At 68.0% G+C, this 20,630-nt stretch carries 17 protein-coding genes; 13 read left to right on the plus strand and 4 right to left on the minus strand.

Annotation, left to right across the window (positions count from 1 at the left end):
* Positions 1–20: 20 nt before the first annotated feature.
* The 4 genes from AC5P68_RS16085 to AC5P68_RS16100 are packed head-to-tail and all read left to right on the plus strand — an operon-like array spanning position 21 to position 2,909.
* Positions 21–797: a helix-turn-helix domain-containing protein gene (locus AC5P68_RS16085; protein ID WP_005409910.1), complete on the plus strand. Its 777-nt coding sequence runs from the start codon at positions 21–23 to the stop codon at positions 795–797.
* Positions 798–820: 23 nt separating this feature from the next.
* On the plus strand, positions 821–1,564 hold the full coding sequence (modA, locus tag AC5P68_RS16090) for a molybdate ABC transporter substrate-binding protein (protein ID WP_288419908.1): 744 nt from the start codon (positions 821–823) through the stop codon (positions 1,562–1,564).
* 3 nt (positions 1,565–1,567) lie between these two features.
* Positions 1,568–2,251 (plus strand): molybdate ABC transporter permease subunit, encoded by a 684-nt coding sequence (modB, locus tag AC5P68_RS16095; RefSeq protein ID WP_005409908.1) that lies wholly within the window; start codon positions 1,568–1,570, stop codon positions 2,249–2,251.
* Positions 2,241–2,909: a sulfate/molybdate ABC transporter ATP-binding protein gene (locus AC5P68_RS16100; protein ID WP_049403403.1), complete on the plus strand. Its 669-nt coding sequence runs from the start codon at positions 2,241–2,243 to the stop codon at positions 2,907–2,909. The genes modB and AC5P68_RS16100 overlap by 11 nt, the downstream gene beginning before the upstream one ends.
* Positions 2,910–3,206: 297 nt before the next feature.
* Here AC5P68_RS16100 and AC5P68_RS16105 read toward each other — a convergent pair whose 3' ends face one another.
* Positions 3,207–4,736, minus strand: coding sequence for a diflavin oxidoreductase (locus AC5P68_RS16105; protein WP_231522991.1), 1,530 nt, complete (start codon positions 4,734–4,736; stop codon positions 3,207–3,209).
* On the minus strand, positions 4,733–5,161 hold the full coding sequence (locus AC5P68_RS16110; protein ID WP_049403401.1) for a PAS domain-containing protein: 429 nt from the start codon (positions 5,159–5,161) through the stop codon (positions 4,733–4,735). Before AC5P68_RS16110 ends, AC5P68_RS16105 begins: the two co-directional genes overlap by 4 nt.
* Before the next feature lie 442 nt (positions 5,162–5,603).
* Here AC5P68_RS16110 and glgA point away from each other — a divergent pair, with 442 nt between their 5' ends.
* Genes glgA through glgX form a run of 7 tightly spaced genes read left to right on the plus strand, consistent with a single transcriptional unit; the run spans position 5,604 to position 17,733 of the window.
* Positions 5,604–7,130, plus strand: a complete 1,527-nt coding sequence (glgA, locus tag AC5P68_RS16115; RefSeq protein WP_080356455.1) for a glycogen synthase GlgA — start codon at positions 5,604–5,606, stop codon at positions 7,128–7,130.
* On the plus strand, positions 7,127–9,361 hold the full coding sequence (locus AC5P68_RS16120) for a 1,4-alpha-glucan branching enzyme (RefSeq protein ID WP_288417194.1): 2,235 nt from the start codon (positions 7,127–7,129) through the stop codon (positions 9,359–9,361). Before glgA ends, AC5P68_RS16120 begins: the two co-directional genes overlap by 4 nt.
* The gene (treZ, locus tag AC5P68_RS16125; protein WP_231523047.1) at positions 9,358–11,076 is read left to right on the plus strand and encodes a malto-oligosyltrehalose trehalohydrolase; all 1,719 of its coding nucleotides are present in this window, start codon (positions 9,358–9,360) and stop codon (positions 11,074–11,076) included. Before AC5P68_RS16120 ends, treZ begins: the two co-directional genes overlap by 4 nt.
* Positions 11,073–12,917 (plus strand): 4-alpha-glucanotransferase, encoded by a 1,845-nt coding sequence (locus tag AC5P68_RS16130; RefSeq protein ID WP_231523046.1) that lies wholly within the window; start codon positions 11,073–11,075, stop codon positions 12,915–12,917. The genes treZ and AC5P68_RS16130 overlap by 4 nt, the downstream gene beginning before the upstream one ends.
* A complete protein-coding gene (treY, locus tag AC5P68_RS16135; protein WP_231523045.1) occupies positions 12,914–15,487 on the plus strand; it encodes a malto-oligosyltrehalose synthase in 2,574 nt (857 codons plus the stop codon). The genes AC5P68_RS16130 and treY overlap by 4 nt, the downstream gene beginning before the upstream one ends.
* Positions 15,456–15,626 (plus strand): DUF2934 domain-containing protein, encoded by a 171-nt coding sequence (locus AC5P68_RS16140; RefSeq protein ID WP_005413658.1) that lies wholly within the window; start codon positions 15,456–15,458, stop codon positions 15,624–15,626. Before treY ends, AC5P68_RS16140 begins: the two co-directional genes overlap by 32 nt.
* Positions 15,613–17,733, plus strand: coding sequence for a glycogen debranching protein GlgX (glgX, locus tag AC5P68_RS16145; protein ID WP_049454377.1), 2,121 nt, complete (start codon positions 15,613–15,615; stop codon positions 17,731–17,733). Before AC5P68_RS16140 ends, glgX begins: the two co-directional genes overlap by 14 nt.
* Positions 17,734–17,788: 55 nt before the next feature.
* On the opposite strand, the gene AC5P68_RS16150 is transcribed toward glgX, so the two are convergent.
* Both AC5P68_RS16150 and AC5P68_RS16155 read right to left on the minus strand, forming a co-directional pair.
* Positions 17,789–18,103: an AzlD family protein gene (locus AC5P68_RS16150; protein WP_005409898.1), complete on the minus strand. Its 315-nt coding sequence runs from the start codon at positions 18,101–18,103 to the stop codon at positions 17,789–17,791.
* Positions 18,100–18,828 (minus strand): AzlC family ABC transporter permease, encoded by a 729-nt coding sequence (locus AC5P68_RS16155; RefSeq protein WP_049403395.1) that lies wholly within the window; start codon positions 18,826–18,828, stop codon positions 18,100–18,102. Before AC5P68_RS16155 ends, AC5P68_RS16150 begins: the two co-directional genes overlap by 4 nt.
* 127 nt (positions 18,829–18,955) lie before the next feature.
* On the opposite strand from AC5P68_RS16155, the gene AC5P68_RS16160 reads away from it, so the two are divergent.
* Positions 18,956–19,420: an Lrp/AsnC family transcriptional regulator gene (locus AC5P68_RS16160; RefSeq protein ID WP_049403394.1), complete on the plus strand. Its 465-nt coding sequence runs from the start codon at positions 18,956–18,958 to the stop codon at positions 19,418–19,420.
* 473 nt (positions 19,421–19,893) lie between these two features.
* Positions 19,894–20,574 (plus strand): TonB C-terminal domain-containing protein, encoded by a 681-nt coding sequence (locus tag AC5P68_RS16165; protein ID WP_049454580.1) that lies wholly within the window; start codon positions 19,894–19,896, stop codon positions 20,572–20,574.
* The last annotated feature ends 56 nt before the right edge of the window (positions 20,575–20,630 follow it).

Raw genomic sequence — 20,630 nt, forward strand, 5'->3', positions numbered from 1 at the left:
TTCGTTACTGCGTCGCTGCAATGCCCCTGAACCCCTCCGCTCCGCCCGCGTCCCGACCGGCCACGCCCAATCCGGCAGCGGCCGACGACGGAGACGCGCTGCACTTCTGCAGCACCTGCGCGTTCTCCGATGCCTGCATGTCGCAGGGCTACGACAAGACCGCGCTGGGCGAACTGCATGTGCTGGTCGACCACGTCGGCCCGTTCCAGGCCGGCGACTATCTTTTCCGTGCGGGCGATCCGTTCGACTCGATCGCAGCGGTCCGCGCGGGCATGGTCAAGACCTTTGTCGATGACAGCCAGGGCAACGAGCAGGTGCTGGGTTTCAGCCTGCCGGGCGAGGTGATCGGGCTCAATGCCATCCATGGTGCGCGCTTTCCCTGCAACGCCGTGGCGCTGGACACCGTCTACCTGTGCCGGATCTCGTTCCCGCGATTGAGCCTGCTGGCCACCCGCATGCCGGGGTTGCAGGCGCGGCTGTTCAGCCTGCTCAGTGCCGAGATCGGCAAGGTGGCCACGCTGGCTGCCAACCATCGCACCGAGGAGCGCATGGCGGCGTTCCTGCTGGATCTTTCCGAGCGCTATGCCCGGCGCGGATTCTCCGCCACCCGTTTCAACCTGAGCATGGCCCGTACCGAGATTGCCAACTACCTGCGGATGGCGCCGGAGACAGTGAGCCGGGTACTGCGCCGCTTGAGCGACGAGGGTGTGATTGCGGTGAACCAACGTGAGATGCTGTTGCTGCAACCCGAACGGCTGGCGGCGTTGGCCGTGGCTCGGGAATCCGGACTGGACTGATCAGGCAAGCGAGGGGCCGACCCATGATGCGAGCGGGGCTGTTGGTGCTGGGAATGCTGGCTGCAGTACCGGCCTGGGCGGCCGACCTGACGGTGTCGGCGGCTTCGAGCCTGACCGAGAGCTTCCGCGAGCTGGGCGCGGCGTATGAGAGGGCGCACCCGGGTGTCAGGGTCGATTTCAACTTCGCCGCATCCGGCGTGCTGCTGCAGCAGATCAGCCGTGGCGCACCGGTGGATGTGTTCGCGTCGGCCGATGAAACCACGATGGACCAGGCCCAGCAGCAGGACCTGCTGGCGGCCGGTACCCGCGAGGTGTTCGCGGTGAACGCGCTGTGGGTGGTGGTGCCACCGCAGGCCAAGGCCGCGCCGCGCACCTTGAAGGACCTGGCTGGTGCCGGTGTGCGGCGCGTTGCGCTGGGCAACCCGGACAGCGTGCCGGTCGGCCGCTATGCCAAGGGCGCGCTGGAAGCGGCGGGCCTGTGGCCGTCGGTGCAGGGCAGGATCATCACGACGCAGAACGTGCGCCAGTCGCTGGATTACGTGGCGCGCGGTGAAGTGGATGCGGGCTTCGTCTATGCCACAGATGCACAGGCGATGCCCGACCGGGTGCGCCGCGCCTTCGCGGTTCCGGTGGCGGGGCGCATTGCTTATCCGCTGGCGGTGACCAGGGCCAGCGCGCAGTCGGCCGAAGCCAGGCGCTTCACCGCCTTCGTGCGTTCGGCGCCGGGCCAGGCGATCCTGGCCAAGCACGGGTTCGGCAAGCCCTGACGCATGGATCTGGACTGGAGCGCACTGGGGTTGTCGCTGAAGGTGGCCGGCTGGGCCACCGCGATCAATCTGGTGCTGGGCGTGGCACTGGGCGCGCTGCTGGCGCGGCGGCGCTTTCCCGGCCGCGAGCTGCTGGATTCGCTGCTGACCCTGCCGATGGTGCTGCCACCGACGGTGCTGGGCTATTACCTGCTGGTGCTGATCGGCCGTAACGGCCCGATCGGCGCGTGGCTGCAGTCGTGGTTCGGCATCAACCTGGTGTTCACCTGGCAGGCCGCGGTGATCGCCGCGGCGGTGGCTTCGCTGCCGCTGGTGTTCAAGCCGGCACGCGCGGCGTTCGAGGAAGTGGACGGGCAGTTGGAACAGGCTGCACGCACGCTGGGTGTGTCCGAAGCAGCGGTGTTCTTCCGCGTCACACTGCCGCTGGCATGGCGTGGCATCCTGGCCGGCCTGTTGCTGGCGTTTGCGCGCGCGATGGGTGAATTCGGCGCGACGCTGATGGTGGCCGGCAGCATTCCGGGCCGGACGCAGACGCTGTCGATCGCCATCTACGAGGCGGTGCAGGCCGGTCAGGATGGCAAGGCCAATGCGCTGGTGATCCTGACTTCGGTGGTGTGCATCGTGATCCTGTTGCTGGCAGCGCGGCTGGTGGGCGGGCGTCGCCGGGAGCTGCGCGATGTGGCTTGACCTGCAGGTGCAGCGCCGCCTGCAGGCGGCCGGCCAGGATTTCGTGTTGGACGTATCGCTGCAGTGCACGCAGCGGCAGGTGGTACTGTTCGGGCCTTCAGGCGCCGGCAAGAGTCTGACCCTGAAGGCGGTGGCCGGGCTGCTGCGGCCGGACCAGGGCCATGTGCGCGTGCAGGGGCGGACCCTGTTCGACGCGGCCACCGCTGTGGATCTGCCGCCGCAGCGCCGCCGGCTGGGCTACGTGTTCCAGGATTACGCGTTGTTCCCGCACCTGAGCGTGCGCCAGAACGTGGCGTTCGGGCTGCAGAAGGGATGGCTGAATCCGCGGGTCGGCCAGCGTTTCGATGCGGTGGAGCAGTGGCTGCACGCATTCCGCATCGACACGGTGGGCGATCTGCTGCCCTCGCAGGTCTCCGGTGGCCAGCGCCAGCGCACTGCATTGGCGCGCGCCCTGGTGACGCAGCCGCAGGCGCTGCTGCTGGATGAGCCGTTCTCCGCACTGGACCATGACCTGCGCCAGCATCTGCGCCAGGAGCTGGAAACGGTGCTGGACCGGACCGGCATCCCGTTGCTGTTGATCAGCCACGATCCACAGGACGTGGCCATGTTCGGTCAGCAGGTGGCGCGCATGGTGGATGGTCGCATTGTCGGCGGTTGACCCGTGATGGACGCACCGGCGATGGTTGGTCACATCTGATGGTAGTGCCGGCCGCTGGCCGGCAACCAAGGAATACTGGGCAGCCGGCCAGCGGCCGGCTCTACCGTGATGCACGGGCGATGGTTGGCTACATATTCTGGTAATGCCGGTCAGCGGCCGGCTCTACCGTGATGCACAGGCGATGATTGGCTACATGTTCTGGTAGTGCCGGCCGCTGGCCGGGAACCAAGGGATACTGGGCAGCCGGCCAGCGGCCGGCTCTACCGGTCCAGGATTCGTGCGGTCCAATGGGAGGGATCAATACAACTCACAGTGCGTGCGGCCTTCACTGCGCAGCGCATCCCAGCGCCCTTCGCCACCAATGGCATCGATGGCCTCGCGCACCGCGCCTTCCAGATGGCGCTTGTTGCCGCACAGGTAAAGATGCCCGCCGCGGGCCAGCACGTCGCGCACTTCGCTGGCGCGCTGCTGCAGCACATGCTGCACATAGATCTTTTCAGCGCCATCGCGCGAGAACGCGGTATGCAGGCCGGCCAGCACGCCTCGCGTGTGCCAGTCCTGCAGCTGGTCGCGGTACAGGTAGTCGTGCTGGCGGTGCTTCTCGCCAAACACCAGGTGCACCTCGCGTTCGCAGCCGTTGGCCTGCAGCTCCTGCATCAGGCCCATCAGCGGTGCGATGCCGGTGCCGGTGCCGACCAGCAGCAGCGGTGCCTGGCCGGTATCGGGCAGGTGGAAGCCAGGGTTGGCGCGGCTGTACACACGGGCGTGGTCGCCGCCATGCAGCAGGCTGCCGGTGGCGGTGCCGAAGCGCTCGCGGCCGCGCAGGGTGTAGCGTACTTCGCGCACGCACAGGCTCAGCTGGTCGTCGCACGGGTGCGAGGCGATCGAATAGGCGCGCGGCAGCCGCGGTGAAAGCAGTTCGCGCAGTCGGGCCAGCGGCACGCTGTCCGGCGTGGCGTGGTCCTGCAGCACGTCCAGCAGGTCCAGGCCGTGCAGGTAGGCGTCCAGCTCGCGCTTCTGGCTGACCTTCAACAGGCCCTTCAATACCTCGCTACCGCCGAGCCTGGCCAGTTCGCGCAGCACGCCCTTGCTCAGCAGGCGCAGCTCGCGGTCGTGCAGGGCGGCCACGGCGGCGGTGTCTCCGTACCAGGTAGCCAATGCCTGCAGCAAGGCAGGGTCGTTCTCGGGTACTACGTGCAGGGTGTCGCCCGCGCGATAGGCCATGCCACTGCCGGCAATGTCCAGTTGCAGGTGCCACGCGGCCGGGTCGCTGCTGTTCAAGCGGCGGCGTTCGAGGATGCGGGCGGAAAAGGCGTTGTCTTCGCCATAGGCGGTGACCTGCAGGTACAGATCCTGGCCAGCGCTCAGGTTGCCGTTCAGCACCTGGCCAAGCACCGGCTGCCATTGCTGGAAGAACTGCTCGTAGGTCAGGTCGGCATCCACGCGGCGCAGCAGTGGCTGCGCCTGGCGCTCGCACAGCGCGGCATCCAGCGCCTTGGTGAAGCCGCAGAAGCTCGGGTAGCCGGTATCACCGAGGCCGAACACTGCATAGCGCAGGCCGCTCAGCGTCGGGATCTGGCGCAGCGTTTCGAAGAACTGCCCGCCGTTGGCTGGCGGCTCACCGTCACCGAAGGAACTGGAGATCGCCAGCAGCACATCGCCTTGGCCGAGACTGGCTACGTCGATGTCGTTGAACGGGAGCACCTGCGGCCCATGCGGCTGCAGCTCCGCGCCCAGGCGCTGGGCCAGGGCGCGGGCGTTGCCCGACTCGGACGCGAAACCCACCAGCAGACGGCTGAAGGGCGCACTGGTCGGGAGAGCGTTCACGCGGCCTCGTAGAAGTCGTCGAACTTTTCCTTGCTGAACTCGACCAGGTCGTAGTTCTGCATCAGGTCGTTCACCACGCGGCGGATGCTGATGTACGAAGTGATGTTGCCATCGGCGTCGAACAGCGGCTGCACGGTGGTGTCGACCACGTAGAGCACGCCGCCTTTGCCAAGGTTGGGCACGATGCCGGTCCAGGTCTTGCCGGCCTTGATGGTGTCCCACATGTCCTTGTAGACCGCCTTGGGCACATCCGGGTGGCGCACGATGCTGTGCGGCTGGCCGATCAGTTCCTCGCGGGCGAAGCCGGTGAGCGTGCAGAACAGGTCGTTGGCATAGGTGATGTTGCCCTGCAGGTCGGTGGTGGAGATCACCATGACGTTCTGCATGGCGTTCAGCAGCTGGGTGTTGTCGGGGGTGTAGCTCATCGCAGGGTCCTTGTAGATGCCGGTAACGCCGGCGTGTTCGGGTCCTGCGTAGAGATACGCCCGCACGGGAGCGGGCGGTTTGACATTGGTCAAGCGCTTCGCTCGATGGCCTGCGACCGGGTGTCGCAGGAAGAATCTCTGTAGAGCCGAGCCCATGCTCGGCTCACGGGGCAAACGGGATTGCCAGCAGCCGGGCGTGGGCTCGGCCCCATGGCAGGAGACACGGGCGGGAGGCGGGCGCCTGTCATGTGTACTGAGCTCATGACGCCTTGTCACAAAGAAATCGCCATGGCTTCACGGTTGATTGATCGCATGCAGGGCTATTGTCGTCCTGAGCCTCTCGCTGGCGTCCCCCACGTCCTGCGTCGACTTCCTTCCCAGCATCAGCGCCCGTCCGGGCGCCGCTGGCGTCTGTCTGCCTGAAGCATCCGAGATCATCCCCATGGCCCGCGCCGCCCAGTCCGCTTCACCCGTTGCGATCTCTCCGGTCACGCCCGTGCCGATCGGCACCCGCCGTGGCCACTCGCAACCACTGCAGCTGCCGGAACTGGTACAGCGTGTGTTGTTCGTCGCGACCGAGATGGCCGACTTCATCAAGGCCGGAGGCCTGGGCGACGTGGCCGCAGCCCTGCCGCGTGCGGTGCGCGGCGCCTGTGATTCGCGCGTGCTGCTGCCCGGCTACCCGGAAGTACTGCAGCGCCTGCCACAGCTGCGGCGGGTGGGACAGGTCAACGCGAGAGCGGGCCTGCCTGCGTGCGGGATCGGCATGGCAGTGCAGGCCGACGGCCTACCGATCTACGTGCTGCTCTCGCCAGAGCTGTACGAGCGCGAAGGTTCGCCTTACGTCGATGGGCAGGGCCAGGAGTGGAAGGACAATGCGGTTCGCTTCGCCACGCTCTCACACGCGGCGGCGGAGATTGCGGCCGGGCGTGCCGGGCTGGACTGGTCGCCGCAGCTGCTGCACCTGAATGATTGGCCGGTGGCCATGGCGGCCGCCTACGTGCGTTGGGACCGGACCACCGTGCCGACCCTGCTGACCATCCACAACCTGGCTTACCAGGGGTTGTTTCCGTACGCGCTTGCACCGGTGCTGGGCGTACCGGCCGAACACCTGGATGAACTGCACTTCCACGGGCAGATGTCGTTCCTGCAGGGCGGGATCACCAACGCCACGCGCCTGAACACGGTCAGCCTGCGCTACGCGCAGCAGATCACCGCCCCGGATGACGGCTGCGGGCTGCATGATCTGTTGGCGCGTCGCGCGGCCGGCGGACACCTGAGTGGCATCGTCAACGGCATCGACGCCAGCTGGGACCCGCGCCGCGATATCCATCTCAAGGCCCACTTCGGCATTGGTGAGTGGACCGGGCGCGCCACCAATGCGCATGCGGTGCGCAAGGCGTTCGGCCTGGCGCCGTCGACCGGCCCGCTGTTCGCGGTGGTCTCCCGCCTGGTGCACCAGAAAGGCCTGGACATCACCTGCGACGTGGCGCCACAGATCGTGGCGGCCGGCGGCCAGTTGTGCATCATCGGTGGCGGCGAGCCGCAGGTGGAAGCGCAGGTGCAGGCGCTGGCCCGGCGCTACCCCGGACGGGTGGGCGCATTCATCGGTTTCGAAGAGGCGCTGGCCCGCCAGATGTTTGCCGGCGCCGACTTCCTGCTGATGCCCTCACGCTTCGAACCCTGCGGGCTGAGCCAGATGTACGCGCAGCGCTTCGGCTGCCTGCCCATCGCGCACGCGACCGGCGGGCTGGTCGATACCGTCGAGGATGGCGTGACCGGATTCCTGTTCCACGGCGCCAATGCCGATGGCCTGCGCCGCTGCGTGGAACGGGCGATGCGCACCTTCCGCCTGCCCGGCCTGCTGCAGGCCATGCGCCGCGCGGCCATGCTGCGGCCGGGCGGTTGGGATGCGGCGGGGCGCGCTTATCTGGCCCTGTACCAGCAGACCTGCCAGGTGGCCGCATGAGTCACGACAGCCTGCATCTGGCCGCCCTGGAGGATGAAACGATCCCGGAGACGGGATTGGATCAGCGCATCGCGTCGGCGCTGGAGGACCTGGTCCATGCGCGGCCGGCCGATGCGTTTGCCTGGCTCGGGCCGCACCAACAGCCCGATGGCCAGCGCCAGCTGCGCGTTCTGGTGCCCCACGCGCGTCGCGTGGAGGTGATTGCGGGCCCGGATCGGCGCTGGGACCTGCAACCGGGCCCCTTGCCCGGCCTGTTCGAAGGTGCAGCAGGTGAAGCGCCCGTACCGCTGCTCGCCCTGCATTTCGAGCAGGGTGTGGAGCAGGTGCACGATGCCTATTCCTTCGGTCCGCTGCTGGATGAGGCGCTGCTGGAGCATTTCCATGCCGGTGATGCTGATGCAGCGCGGCAGTTGGGCGCAGTAGCGATGCAGGTACAGGGGATCGACGGGGTGCGCTTCGCGGTGTGGGCCCCCAACGCACGGAGGGTTGCCGTGGTCGGCGATTTCAACGGGTGGGATGGCCGGCGCCATCCGATGCGGCTGCGCCACACCGCCGGCGTGTGGGAGCTGTTCCTGCCTGGCGTGCAGGCCGGCGCCCATTACAAGTTCCGCATTGTCGGCGCCGACGGCAGGGTGATGCCCGACAAGTTCGACCCGATGGCGCGCTGGGCCGAGCTGCCACCGGCCACCGCCTCGCGGGTGCCCTCGGCCGAGCCGATACAGTGGCACGATGATGCATGGCTGGCGGCCCGGCGGCAGGCGGGAACCTGCACGCCGCTGTCCATCTACGAAGTGCATGCGGGCTCCTGGCAGCGCAGCGACGATGGTTCGCCGCCGGACTGGGATGCCTTGGCCGACCGGTTGATTCCGTACGTGGCAGGGCTTGGTTTCACCCACATCGAGCTGCTGCCGGTCAGCGAGCATCCCTTTGGCGGTTCCTGGGGCTATCAGCCACTGGGGATCTACGCGCCGACGGCGCGCCATGGCACGCCACAGGCCTTCGCACGCTTCGTGGACCGCTGTCATCAGGCCGGCGTAGGGGTGATCGTGGACTGGGTGAGCGCGCACTTCCCGAACGATGCGCATGGCCTGGCCGGGTTCGATGGCACCGCGCTGTACGAGCATGCCGACCCGCGCGAAGGGGTGCACGCCGACTGGGACACGCTGATCTACAACTATGGCCGCAACGAAGTGGCCGCCTACCTGATCGGCAGTGCATTGGAGTGGGTGGAGCGGTTCCACATCGACGGTCTGCGCGTGGATGCCGTGGCGTCGATGCTGTACCGGGATTACAGCCGTGCCGAGGGCCAGTGGATACCCAACGAGCAGGGCGGGCGCGAGAACCTGCAGGCGGTCGCTTTTCTACGGCGGATGAACCAGACGCTGAGGGAGCGCTTCCCGGATGTGCTGGTGATCGCCGAGGAATCCACCGCATGGCCAGGGGTGACCGCGCCGGTGGAGCATGGCGGGCTTGGTTTCACCCACAAATGGAACATGGGCTGGATGCACGACACCCTGCAGTACCTCGGGCGCGATCCGGTTCATCGCCAGCATCACCATAGTGAGATCAGCTTCGGCCTGGTCTACGCCTTCTCCGAACGGTTTGTGCTTCCGCTTTCGCATGACGAGGTGGTGCACGGCAAGGGAGCGCTGCTGGCCAAGATGGCGGGCGAGCCGGCGCAGCGGCTGGCCCAGCTCCGCGCGTACTACGGTTTCATGTGGGCGCACCCGGGCAGCAAACTGCTGTTCATGGGCGGCGAGTTCGGTCAGGGACAGGAGTGGTCGCACGATGCGGCACTGGACTGGGCACGGGCGGCAAGCAACGAGGGCCAGGGCCTGTCGCGCCTGGTGGGCGACCTCAACGCCGTGCTGCGCGCCGAACCTGCGTTGCATCGCGACGAACGCGACGAACGCGGTTTCGACTGGAGCGTGGCCGACGACAGCCGCAACAGCGTCTACGCCTTCATCCGCCGGGATCCGGCCGGTAGCGGCCGCACCCTTCTGGTGGTGAGCAACTTCACTCCGGTACGTCGCGAGAGTTACCGGGTCGGCGTGCCGCAATCGGGGTGTTGGAGCGAACGGCTCAACACCGACAGCGGTTACTACGGTGGCGGCAATGCGGGAAACCTCGGCGCAGTGCATACCGAGCCGAGGCCGATGCATGGTCACGCGCAGTCGCTGCGGCTGACCCTGCCGCCGCTGTCCACGCTGTATCTGCAGGTTGATGCATGACCACAGTGGCGCCGCGCCTGGGCGCTTGGCCGGTGGCCGGTGAAGGTGTCGAGTTCCGCGTGTGGGCACCGGACGCAGGCACCGTGGCGCTGTGCCTGCAGGGCGTGCTGCGGCCGATGCACCGCGACCCGGACGGCTGCCACTGGCTGCGGACGCAGGCGTCGCATGGTGACCGCTACCGGTTCCGCCTGCCGTCCGGCCAGGACGTGCCCGACCCGGCCTCGCGCTGGCAACCGGACGGCGTCGATGGTGACAGCGCAGTGGTGCTTGGCACGGATGGAGCACAGCCCACCTGGCAGGGGCATGCCTGGCAGGACCTGGTGATCTATGAAGTGCATATCGAGGCCGGCGGCGGGTTCGCGGCGTTGACCGCGCAGCTGCCGATGCTGGCGGCCCTGGGCATCACCGCCATTGAACTGATGCCGGTCGCGCAGTTTCCCGGTGGCCGCAACTGGGGCTACGACGGCGTGTTCCCGTATGCACCCGCGCAGGCCTATGGCGGTCCGTCCGCGCTGAAGGCCTTTGTCGACGCGGCGCACGATGCAGGGCTCTCGGTGCTGCTGGATGTGGTCTACAACCACTTCGGGCCGCAGGGGAACCGTCTGCGCGACTATGCACGGGGGTTTTTCCGTGACGACCGCACCACTCCTTGGGGCGAGGCCATCGACTTCCGCCAGTCATGGGTGCGGCGCTTCTTCATCGACAATGCGTTGATGTGGTTGTGCGATTACGGCTTCGACGGCCTGCGCCTGGATGCTGTGCACGCCATTGATGATGACCGGTTCCTGCAGCAGCTGGCCGATGAGGTACGCTCGGCGGTGCCGCAGGCGCACCTGGTGCTGGAGAACGAACGCAACCAGGCGCGGTGGCTGCGCGGCGCCTATCAGGGGCAGTGGAACGACGACTTCCACAACGCGCTGCATGTGATGCTGACCGGCGAGCAGGAAGGCTATTACGCGGCCTATGCCGGTCGCGCCGAAGCACTCCTGGCGCGGTGCCTGGCCGAAGGATTCGCCTGGCAGGGCGAGCCGGACCTGCACGGCCATCCCCGTGGCGAGCCCAGTGTCGACCTGTCGCCTGCGCGTTTTGTGGTATTCGCGCAGAACCACGACCAGGTGGGCAACCGCGCCTTCGGCGAGCGCCTGTCGATGCTGACCGATCCTGCGCCGCTGCGCGCGGCGCTGGCCCTGACCCTGCTGACGCCGATGATCCCGCTGCTGTTCATGGGCGAACCGTGGCAGGCGCAATCGCCATTCCTGTTCTTCACCGACTACGCGCCACCGCTGGACGAAGCCGTGCGCGAGGGACGTCGCCGTGAATTCGCGGGTTTCAGCGCCTTTGCCGATGTCGCCTCGCGCGCGTGCATTCCGGACCCGAACGATCCGGCGACCCTGCAGGCCTCGTACACACTGCCACCCGGCGATGATCCCTGGTCGCAGCACTGGCTGCGCTGCACGGGTGAGTTCCTCGGCCTGCGCAGGCGCTATCTGCAGCCTGGCCTGCTGCAGGCGCGGTCGCTGGGCGCGCGCGTGCTGGGCCATGGCGCGGTGCAGGCGGGCTGGCAGATGCCATCGGGCCAGTGGTGGATCGCGATCAACGTGGGTCCGTCGCCGGTGGCCCACGCGATGCCGGCCGGCGAGTGCGTCGTGGGGCCGGATGCGGCCGCGATGCTGCCGGCAGGCGGCGGTGCGCTTGCGCGCTGGATCGCCGCATGAATACGGATGCGGCGGTGCGGGAGGCGGCTCGCCGTGCGGGCCTGCTGGTCCGCTGGACCGACGTGGCCGGAGCAGAGCGCGAGGTTGCGCCCGACGTGCTGCGCGCCGTGCTGTCGGAGTTCGCGTGCGACGGTGTGCCGGTGGTCCACCCGTTGCTCACCGCCTGCTGTGGTCAGCTCCTGGCCATGCCTGAGGCAACGGGCGCGGCGTGCTGGGTGGACGAGCAGGGCACAGCGTTGCCTGCACGTGCGGATGCGCAAGGGCGCTGGCGGGTTCCGGATCAGCCAGGCTATTGGCAGTGGCGCCAGGGCGGGCAGCAACAGGCGGTTGCGGTGGCACCGCAGCGTGCCTGGTGGCCGCAGGGCCTGCTGCGCGGTTGGGGTCTGTCGGCGCAGGTCTACAGCCTGCGCGCGCCCGATGATGCCGGCATCGGTGACAGCGCCGGCTGTGCGCGGTGGCGCGAGCTGCTGCACCGTCACGGCGGCGATGCACTGGCGTTGAGTCCGCTGCACGCCGGCCTGCCACCGGGTCCGGGCTACAGTCCTTACTCACCCAGCGACCGGCGCTGGCTTGACCCGCTGCAGGTGTCGCTGCCGCAGGTTCTGCCGGAGGCCGCCAGCAGCGTGTTGCGCGAGGACGAAGCACTGGCGATGGCCGTTGAAGCGGCTACCGCAGCACGCCGCATCGACTGGCCGCACTCGGCGGCAGTGAAGTGGCGCTGGCTGCGCCAAGGGCGCCAATGGCTGCGGCAGCAGGCGCCGGCACAGTACGAACAGTTGCAGACGTGGTGCGATGCGCAGGGCGAACCCCTGCTGCGGTATTGCGAGCACGCCGCTGACGGCTTCACTGGAAGCGCCGACGACCATGCGTTTGCGCAGTGGTTGGCGCGGCAAGGCTGGGCGCAGGTGCAGGCGGGACTGCGCAGCGACGGCGCGTCGATCGGACTGATCGCGGATCTGGCAGTGGGTTGTGCACCGCAGGGCGTCGAGGCCCGGACCGGCGGCGACCGCCTGCTGCAGGGCCTCGAGCTGGGCGCGCCGCCGGATGCGTTCAATCCGCTGGGCCAGGCCTGGGGTATCACCAGCTGGTCACCCTCTGCGTTGCAGCGTGAGGGGTTTGAACCGTTCATCCGCGTGTTGCGCGCCGTGATGGCGGGTCGCGGTGGATTGCGCATCGACCACATCCTGGGCCTGCAGCGGCTGTGGGTGCTGCCTCGTGGCGCAGGCGCCGGGCAGGGGGTGTACCTGCGCTATCCGTTCGATGATCTGATCAACCTGCTGGTGCTGGAATCGTGGCGCCATCGCTGCGTGCTGATCGGTGAGGACCTTGGGGTGGTTCCTCCGGGTATCCGCCAGCGACTGGCAGCCCGTGGCGTGCTGGGGCTTGAGGTGCTGCCGTTCGCCCGCAACGGTGAGCGCTTCCTGCCGGCGCCACGGTGGCGCCGCGATGCGGTGGCCATGCCCTCCACCCATGATCTGCCGCCGCTGGCCGGCTGGCTGCGTGGGCGCGACCTGCGCTGGCGTGCACGCCTGGGTGAGCTGACCGAGCTTCCCGCGGCGCTGCACGCGCGTGCCAGCGAGGTACAGGCGCTGTCCGCAGTCGCCCGGGGCGAGGGCGCGACGCTGGAAGCGCGTGCGCTGTCACTGGTGGCGCACGCACCTTCACGGCTGGCGCTGCTCCCGCTGGAAGATGCGCTGGGCAGCCGCGCGCAGGTGAACCTGCCGGGTACCGTCAATGGTCACCCGAACTGGCGCCGACGCTTGCCGCTTGCGTGGGATCCGGACGCGGCCGATGCGCGCATTGCCCGGTTCAGCGCCACGCGACGCAAGGCGGGACGATGACCCGGTTGCGTGCCACCGCTCGCCTGCAGCTGCATGCAGGCTTCAACTTCGAGGCCGCTGCGGCGCAGCTGCCGTACTACGCCGCGCTGGGCCTCAGCCACCTTTACCTGTCGCCGATCAGCGCTGCGATGCCAGGGTCCATGCATGGCTACGATGGCATCGACCCGGCCCGCATCAATCCGGAACTGGGCGGCGAAGAAGGCTTCCAGCGGCTGGCGACAGCGGCGCGTGCGCATGGCATGGGCCTGATCCTGGACATCGTACCCAACCATCTTGCGGCATCCCCGCAGACGCCCTGGTGGAGCGATGTGCTGCTGCACGGGTGCAGAAGTCCCCATGCAGGATGGTTCGACATTGACTGGGAGGCGCCGGGCTGCGAGGGCCGGCTCTGGCTGCCAGTGCTGGACCGGCCACTGCACGACGCCGTGCGCGATGGCGTGTTGCGCGTAGCAGTGGACGATGAGCGGCCGACGCTGCGTCATCACGGGCTGGCATTGCCGTTGTCTCCGCGCAGCCATCCGCTGGCACCCGCGCAGTGGCCGGCATGGGCGGAACGCTGCAACCGCAGCGTGGAACGGTTGCACACGCTGCTGCGGCGTCAGCACTACCGGCTGGCTTGGTGGCGCACGGCGGGCGATCAGGTGAACTACCGGCGCTTCTTCGACATCAACGAACTGGCCGCACTGCGGGTAGAGCGCGACGGTGTGTTCGCGGCGGTGCATGTGCTGCCGTTGCGGCTGGTGCGTGAGGGATGGGTTGACGGCCTGCGCATTGACCATGTGGATGGCCTGTCGTCACCCGGGCCGTACCTGCAACACCTGCGTGCGGCGCTCGACGCGGCCTGCGCGGCAGGCGGTCGCGACCCACAGGCAGTGAGCGTGCATGTGGAGAAGATACTGGCGGAGGACGAACAGCTGCCCGATGGCTGGGCCTGCGACGGCACGACGGGCTATGACTTCATGGACCAGGTTGGCGCGTGGCTGCATGATCCGGCAGCTGCACCCGCGCTCTCCCGCGCCTGGCAAGCGGCGAGTGCCGACGCGCGCAGCTTTGACGACTTGCAGCAGGATGCCCGCGGCATGCTGCTGCGCACGTCGCTTCACACCGACTTCCAGCGACTGCTGCGCAGCGCGCAGCGGGTCCTGCAGCCCCGGCTGGCCGAAGCCGATATCGGAGCCGCTGCGCTGGCCCGTGCATTGGCCGCGCTGCTGCGGCACTACCGTACCTACCGCCCCTATTCGCTGCAGGATGCAGGTGAACGGAAGGCCTTGGTGGACGCTGCCGTGGCAGCACGCGAGGCACTGGACGGTACGGCACACGCGGCACTGGATCTGCTGCTGCGGGCACTTCCCGGCGAGGCGGAGGCCGAGCGCGCGCTGCGGGTGAGATTCGGGCAATTGGCCGCGCCGTTGAATGCCAAGTCGGTGGAGGACACAGGCTTCTATCGTTACTTCAGGCTGCTGTCGCGCAACGAAGTCGGAAGTGATCCGCAGCGGCTGGGCATGGAGGGACGCGAGCTGCTGGAACACGCAGTGGGACGCCTGCAGCGCCATCCGCGGGCATTGCTTGCGCTGGCGACCCACGATCACAAGCGCGGGGCCGACAGCCGGGCGCGGCTGGCGGTTATCAGCACCTGCACGGTCGAGTGGCGGGAGGCTGTGCGGCGCTGGAGCCGGATGTCGACCCGCGCGGGCGCGTCGATGCCGTTGCCGGGTGCCGAGGCCTATGCGCTTTGGCAGGCGCTCGTGGCCGCGTGGCCGATGCACGGTAACCCGGGCGCCGACTTCGCATCGAGGATGGTGCAATGGCTGACCAAGGCGTTGCGCGAGGGCAAACGGGTCAGCAGCTGGTCCGATCCCAACGTGGCGGTGGAGGAGGCCGCCGCGCAGTGGCTGCACGCACTGCTGGATGGAGCGCCATTGCAGCCGGTGCGGGAGGCGCTGGCGACGTTCGTGGCGCGCATTGCGCCGGCCGGCGCCTGCAACGGCCTGGCACAGCTGTGCCTGCAGCACTGCCTGCCCGGCGTGCCCGACCTCTACCAGGGCGGAGAAGGCTGGGACCTGAGCCTGGTGGACCCGGACAACCGGCGTGCCGTGGACTATCCAGTGCGGCAGGCGTGGCTGCGTGATACGCGCGGGTGGCCCGCCCTGCTGGAGGACTGGCGGGACGGTGGCATCAAGGCATTTCTGCTCAGGCGCTTGCTGGAGTGCCGCCGCAGGCACCCGCAGCTGTTCCTGCACGGCCCACTGCAGCCGCTGTCCGCACCGGCGCGTTCGCCCTGGCTGGCATTCGCGCGCAGGCATCAGGCGCAGGTGCTGCTGGTGATCGTGCGGCGTGGTTCGCCCACCGCCGTGCCCGGGCCCAGCCTGCACGCAGCACACGACGTCGGCACTGGCGTGATGCTGCGCGGGCTGCCGACAGGTCCCATGCGCAACCTGCTGGACGGGCGCATCGAACATTTCAAGGCAACCGAGGACGCGGCACGGCTTCTGGCTGGCAGCCCGTTGGCGGTATGGATCAACGAGGAGACGGACAGGAATGGACAGCAGGGAACGACGGCAGCGGATTGAGGCACTGGCCCACCAGATATGGGAAGCGGAAGGGCGGCCGGACGACCAGCAGCAGCGGCATTGGCACATGGCCGAGCGCCTGGTGGAAGCCGAGATTGCCGCTGCGCGCGACGAGGAGGGAACCGATGGCCAGCCGTAAGTGGACGCAGACCTCGCGGGTGCGCGAAGGCCGGCCGTTCCCGCTGGGGGCGACCTGGGACGGATTGGGTGTGAACTTCGCGCTGTACTCGCGGCACGCCACCCGGGTGGAACTCTGCCTGTTCGACGCGCGCAACCGTGAAGTCGAGCGTATCGCGCTGCCCGAGTACACCAACGAGATCTGGCACGGCTACCTGCCGGACGTGCGGCCCGGGCAACGTTACGGCTACCGGGTGCACGGCCCGTATGCGCCGGAAGAGGGCCATCGCTTCAATCCCAACAAGCTGCTGCTGGACCCCTACGCCAAGCAGATCGTCGGCGAACTGAAGTGGGCCCCACACCTGTTCGGCTACACCCTGGGTCACCGCGATGGCGATCTCAGTTTCGACCGCCGCGACAGCGCCGGTTACATGCCACGCTGTGCCGTGATCGATCCGGCTTTCAGCTGGGGCGTCGAGCGTGCACCTGCCACGCCCTGGGACCGGACCGTGATCTACGAAGCCCACGTGCGCGGACTGACCATGCAGCATCCAGACGTCCCGCAGGCCGAGCGCGGTACCTTCTCCGCGTTGCGGCACGATGCGGTGGTCGACCACCTCAGCCATCTGGGGGTTACCGCCATCGAGCTGCTGCCGGTGCATGCCTACGTGGATGACCAGCAGCTGCTCGAGCGCGGGCTGCGCAACTACTGGGGATACAACACCATCGGCTTCTTCGCGCCGCAGGCACGCTATCTGTCGCTGGGCACCGTGGCCGAGTTCAAGCAGATGGTCGCGCGCCTGCACAACGCGGGCATCGAGGTCATCCTGGACGTGGTCTACAACCACACGGCCGAAGGCAACGAGCTGGGCCCTACGCTGTCGTTCAAGGGCATCGACAACGCCAGCTACTACCGTTTGGCCGATGATCGCCGCTATTACATCAACGATACGGGTACCGGCAATACGTTCGACCTGACCAATGCCGGTGCGCTGCGCATGGTCATGGACTCCCTGCGCTACTGGGTGACCGAGATGCGGGTGGATGGGTTCCGCTTCGACCTGGCAACCATCCTCGGCCGCGAACGGCATGGCTTCGACGCCTCGGGCAGCTTCCTCGATGCGGTACGCCAGGACCCGATCCTGAGCCAGGTGAAGCTGATTGCCGAGCCATGGGACATCGGCCCGGGCGGCTACCAGCTGGGCCAGTTTCCGCCGGGCTGGGCCGAGTGGAACGACCGCTTCCGCGACACGGTGCGCGCGCTGTGGCGTGGCGATGGCGGGCAGCTGCCAGAGTTTGCCACGCGCTTCACCGGCTCGGCCGACCTGTTCGAACACCACGGCAGGCGACCGTCGGCCAGCATCAATCTGGTGACCGCGCATGATGGATTCACCCTGCACGATCTGGTCAGCTACAACGATCGCCACAACGAGGCCAACGGCGAGGACAACCGTGACGGACACTCGCACAACCTCTCCAGCAACCACGGCGTGGAGGGAGACACCGATGATGCGGCGGTCCTTTCGTTGCGTGCGCGGCAGATGCGCAACCTGCTGGCCACGCTGCTGCTGGCGCAGGGGACGCCGATGCTGCTGGCAGGCGATGAGTTCGGCCATTCGCAGCAGGGCAACAACAACGCCTACTGCCAGGACAATCCACTGAGCTGGATCGACTGGGAGCGCGCAGCATTGCCGGCTGCACAGGCGCAGGTGGCGTTCGTGCGGCGGGCGCTGTCGCTGCGCCGGCGCTACGGCCTGCTGCGCCGGAACCGGTTCCTGCGCGGCGAGTACGATGAGGCGCTGGGCCTGCGCGATATCGACTGGCGGCATCCCGATGGTCGCGGCATGGAGGAAGCGGACTGGCATGAAGCAGGGCTGCGTGCGCTGGCGATCGTGCTGGACGGTCGCAGTCCGGACAGTGGCCTGCGCGAGCCCGGGCGGCATGTCAGCCTGGCCCTGCTGTTGAACGCCGGGGAGCAGCCGCAGCGGTTCTGTGTGTCAGACGACGCCCTGTCGTTCCGGCGCGTGCTCCTGCAGACCGACGAAACGCCGTTGGAGCCGGATGAGGAAGGCGCCTGGACGCTGCCGCCGCGCAGCCTGTGCCTGTTGGCGGCAAGCAGCAGCGCGTGATTGCACTGCTGCGCCGCCACTACGGTACGCCGGGCGTTGCCCGGCGTACCGGTAGCTACCCCATCAGATAGCGCAACACACCCGCCGAGACCACGCCGATCAGCACGGTCGGCAGCATCGACAGCCGCGTGGCGGCCAGCAGGGTGATCGCCAGCGCGGCCAGGTCGGCCGGCTTGTCGGCGACGAAGTCCGGGGCGATCACCGAGATCAGCACGCAGCCCGGCGCGGCTTCCATCACCGTCACTGCGCGTTTGCTCAGTGTGCGGTTGCGCAGCGCGAGGAAGCCGACGATGCGGGTCAGGTAGGTAGCGGCGGCCATCAGCACGATGGTCAGTACCGAGGTCCAGTGGATCAGGCCATTGAAGATCATGCGTCCTCCGCCAGCAGCCAGGCTGCGGCCAGGCCGGCCAGTGCGCCGCTGGCCACGTACCACGCACCTGGCACCAGCAGGTAGGTAGCAGCGGCTACAGCCAGGCTGACCAGCCACGGTCGCGCGGCCTTCATGCCCTGCCACATGCCGCGCAGCAGCACCAGGAACACGGCGGGGAAGGCCATGTCGAAACCATAGGCGTGGATGTCGCCCAGCATCGGGCCAACGATCGCGCCGAGCGCGGTGCAGGCCACCCAGACCGTGTATAGGCCTGCCGATACGCCCAGGTAGTAGGCCAGGCTGAAGCCAAGCGCGCGTCTGCGCGCATCGGCCACGCCCATCGCCCAGCTTTCGTCGCACATGAAGAACAGCGCCGGCAGCACCCGGCGGCGCGGCAGGTGCTGCAGCAGCGGGGCCAGGCTGGCGCCCATCAGCAGGTGACGGCTGTTGACCAGCGCGGTGATGGCCACGATCAGTGCAATGTGCGGTGGCGAGGTCCACAGTTCGACGGCGGCGAACTCCGAGCCGCCAGCGAAGTTGAGGCCGGTCATCAGCGGCACTTCCAGTGCGCTCAGGCCTTTCTGAGCTGCCTGCGCGCCGAGCACCAGGGCGAAGGGAATGAAGCCGATCATCACCGGCACGGCGGCGCGCAGGCCGCGCAGGAATTCGGCACGCGGCGCGGTATCGCAGGTGTCAGGCAGGGGGAGGGTGGTACGGGCGTCCATCGAACGGCACAACAAGGTGGGGGTGGCCCATGCTAGCGGTCCAATCGCGAAATCGGGTTGCGTTGATACCACTTGATTCTGGATGATTGATATTCCATGCGGTCAAAAGTGAAAGAGGTGAAATTCCATGCAGTACCAGCTGGACAACCTCGATCGGCGCATCCTCGACGCCCTGCAGCGCGACGGCCGCCTGCAGAACCTGGAGCTGGCACGCCTGGTCGGGCTGTCGCCGTCGGCCTGCCTGCGCCGGGTGCGTCTGCTGGAGGAGGGCGGCTACATCGACCGCTATGTGGCCTTGTTGAACGAGGCCAAGGTGGCCCGTGGCTTCACGGTGTTCGTGCGGGTGTGGCTGCGCGGGCAGGACGAGGACACTACCAATCATTTCATCAACAGCATCAAGTCGTTCCCGGAAGTGCTTGAATGCCATCTGATGGCCGGTGACTGCGATTTCCTGCTGCGGGTGGCGGTGGCCGACCTGGATGCCTACCGGCAGTTCCAGATGCAGCACCTGAACCGGATTGCGGGGGTGCAGAACACCAAGACCGAGATTCCGATGCAGCGGATCAAGCAGACGACCCAGCTGCCGCTTTGAGGGATGGGGTTTGCGGCCGGGTTGCACCCGGCACCCGCGGGTAGTGCCGGCCGCTGGCCGGCAACCTCAGAAGCAACAGCGTGCATTCCGTGGGACGGCGGGGTGGGTCCGGGTGCAGGGGACGCCGTAAAAGCCACCCCGCCTTCGACAGATTTCCACGATCTGGTGGAACGGCATGAGCTGCTCTTGGTGGGTGTCGACCTTGGTCGACACGTCTGGGTCGGCACGGGGTCGGGTCCCGTTGCTGCGCAACGGGCTCTGACTCCGTGCGTAGATAGCGCGGTCTGTTCGATTCATTGATTCCTGATGGGTGACTGGGTTTACGGAGCCTGGCTTCACGTCGGCTGTAGGCAGCGGTCATCGCAATGACATGTGGGCCCGGTACGGTTTGAGCCCGCTTGCGGGTCGCGCGCGGGCCGGGGTTCCGGTAGTGGCGCGCGTCCACTGCAGCTGCTGTCGCTGCCGAGGGTCATGTGTTCTACGTCAGGGGGCTGAATGGACACCATGCGGTCAGAACTTGGAAGGTGGCCATCGCCGCATGGCTGCTGCTGTCCTTTGCCGCTGCCGCGCAGGACGCTGTTCATGCCTACGACATCCCTGCGCAGCCGCTGGAACAGGCGGTCGAGCGCTTCAGCGTCATCAGTGGGTGGTCAGTGATGTACCCGGGTGACCTGGCCGCCGGCCGCAGCAGCCATGCACTGCGCGGCAGCCTGGCGCCGCTGCCTGCGTTGCAGGTGCTGCTGCAGGACTCCGGTATCGAGGCCGAGGTGATCGGCGAGCAGCGCGTGGTGCTGCGCCGGGGCGCGCCCTCGGCAGGCGAACCCGGTGTTGGCGCCGAACTTCCCGAGGCCGAGCGTCGGCGTCGCTACGGCGGCCTGCAGCAGCGGCTGCGTGCGGCGTTCTGTGACGACCCGGAGATCGCGCCCGGCCGCTATGCCGCAACGCTGCGCTTCCGCATCGACGGCGCGGGCCAGGTGAGCGAGCCCGAGCTGCTGTCAGGCAGTGGCAGCGCCCGCCGCGATGCGCGCCTGCTGCAGGCGCTGCAGGGCCTGGTGCTGGCGCCCGATGCCGCTGCGCTGCCGCAGCCGGTGACGCTGCAGATCCGTCCTTCCGGGACCGACCACGACTGTGGCCGGCGCGCGCCCCTTCCATGACTTCAAGGATTCGAACATGAGCAACGGTACGGCTGGGGCAGTTGACCTGATGGACC

This window comes from Stenotrophomonas sp. YJH_SMC_58 (genome assembly GCF_059369635.1).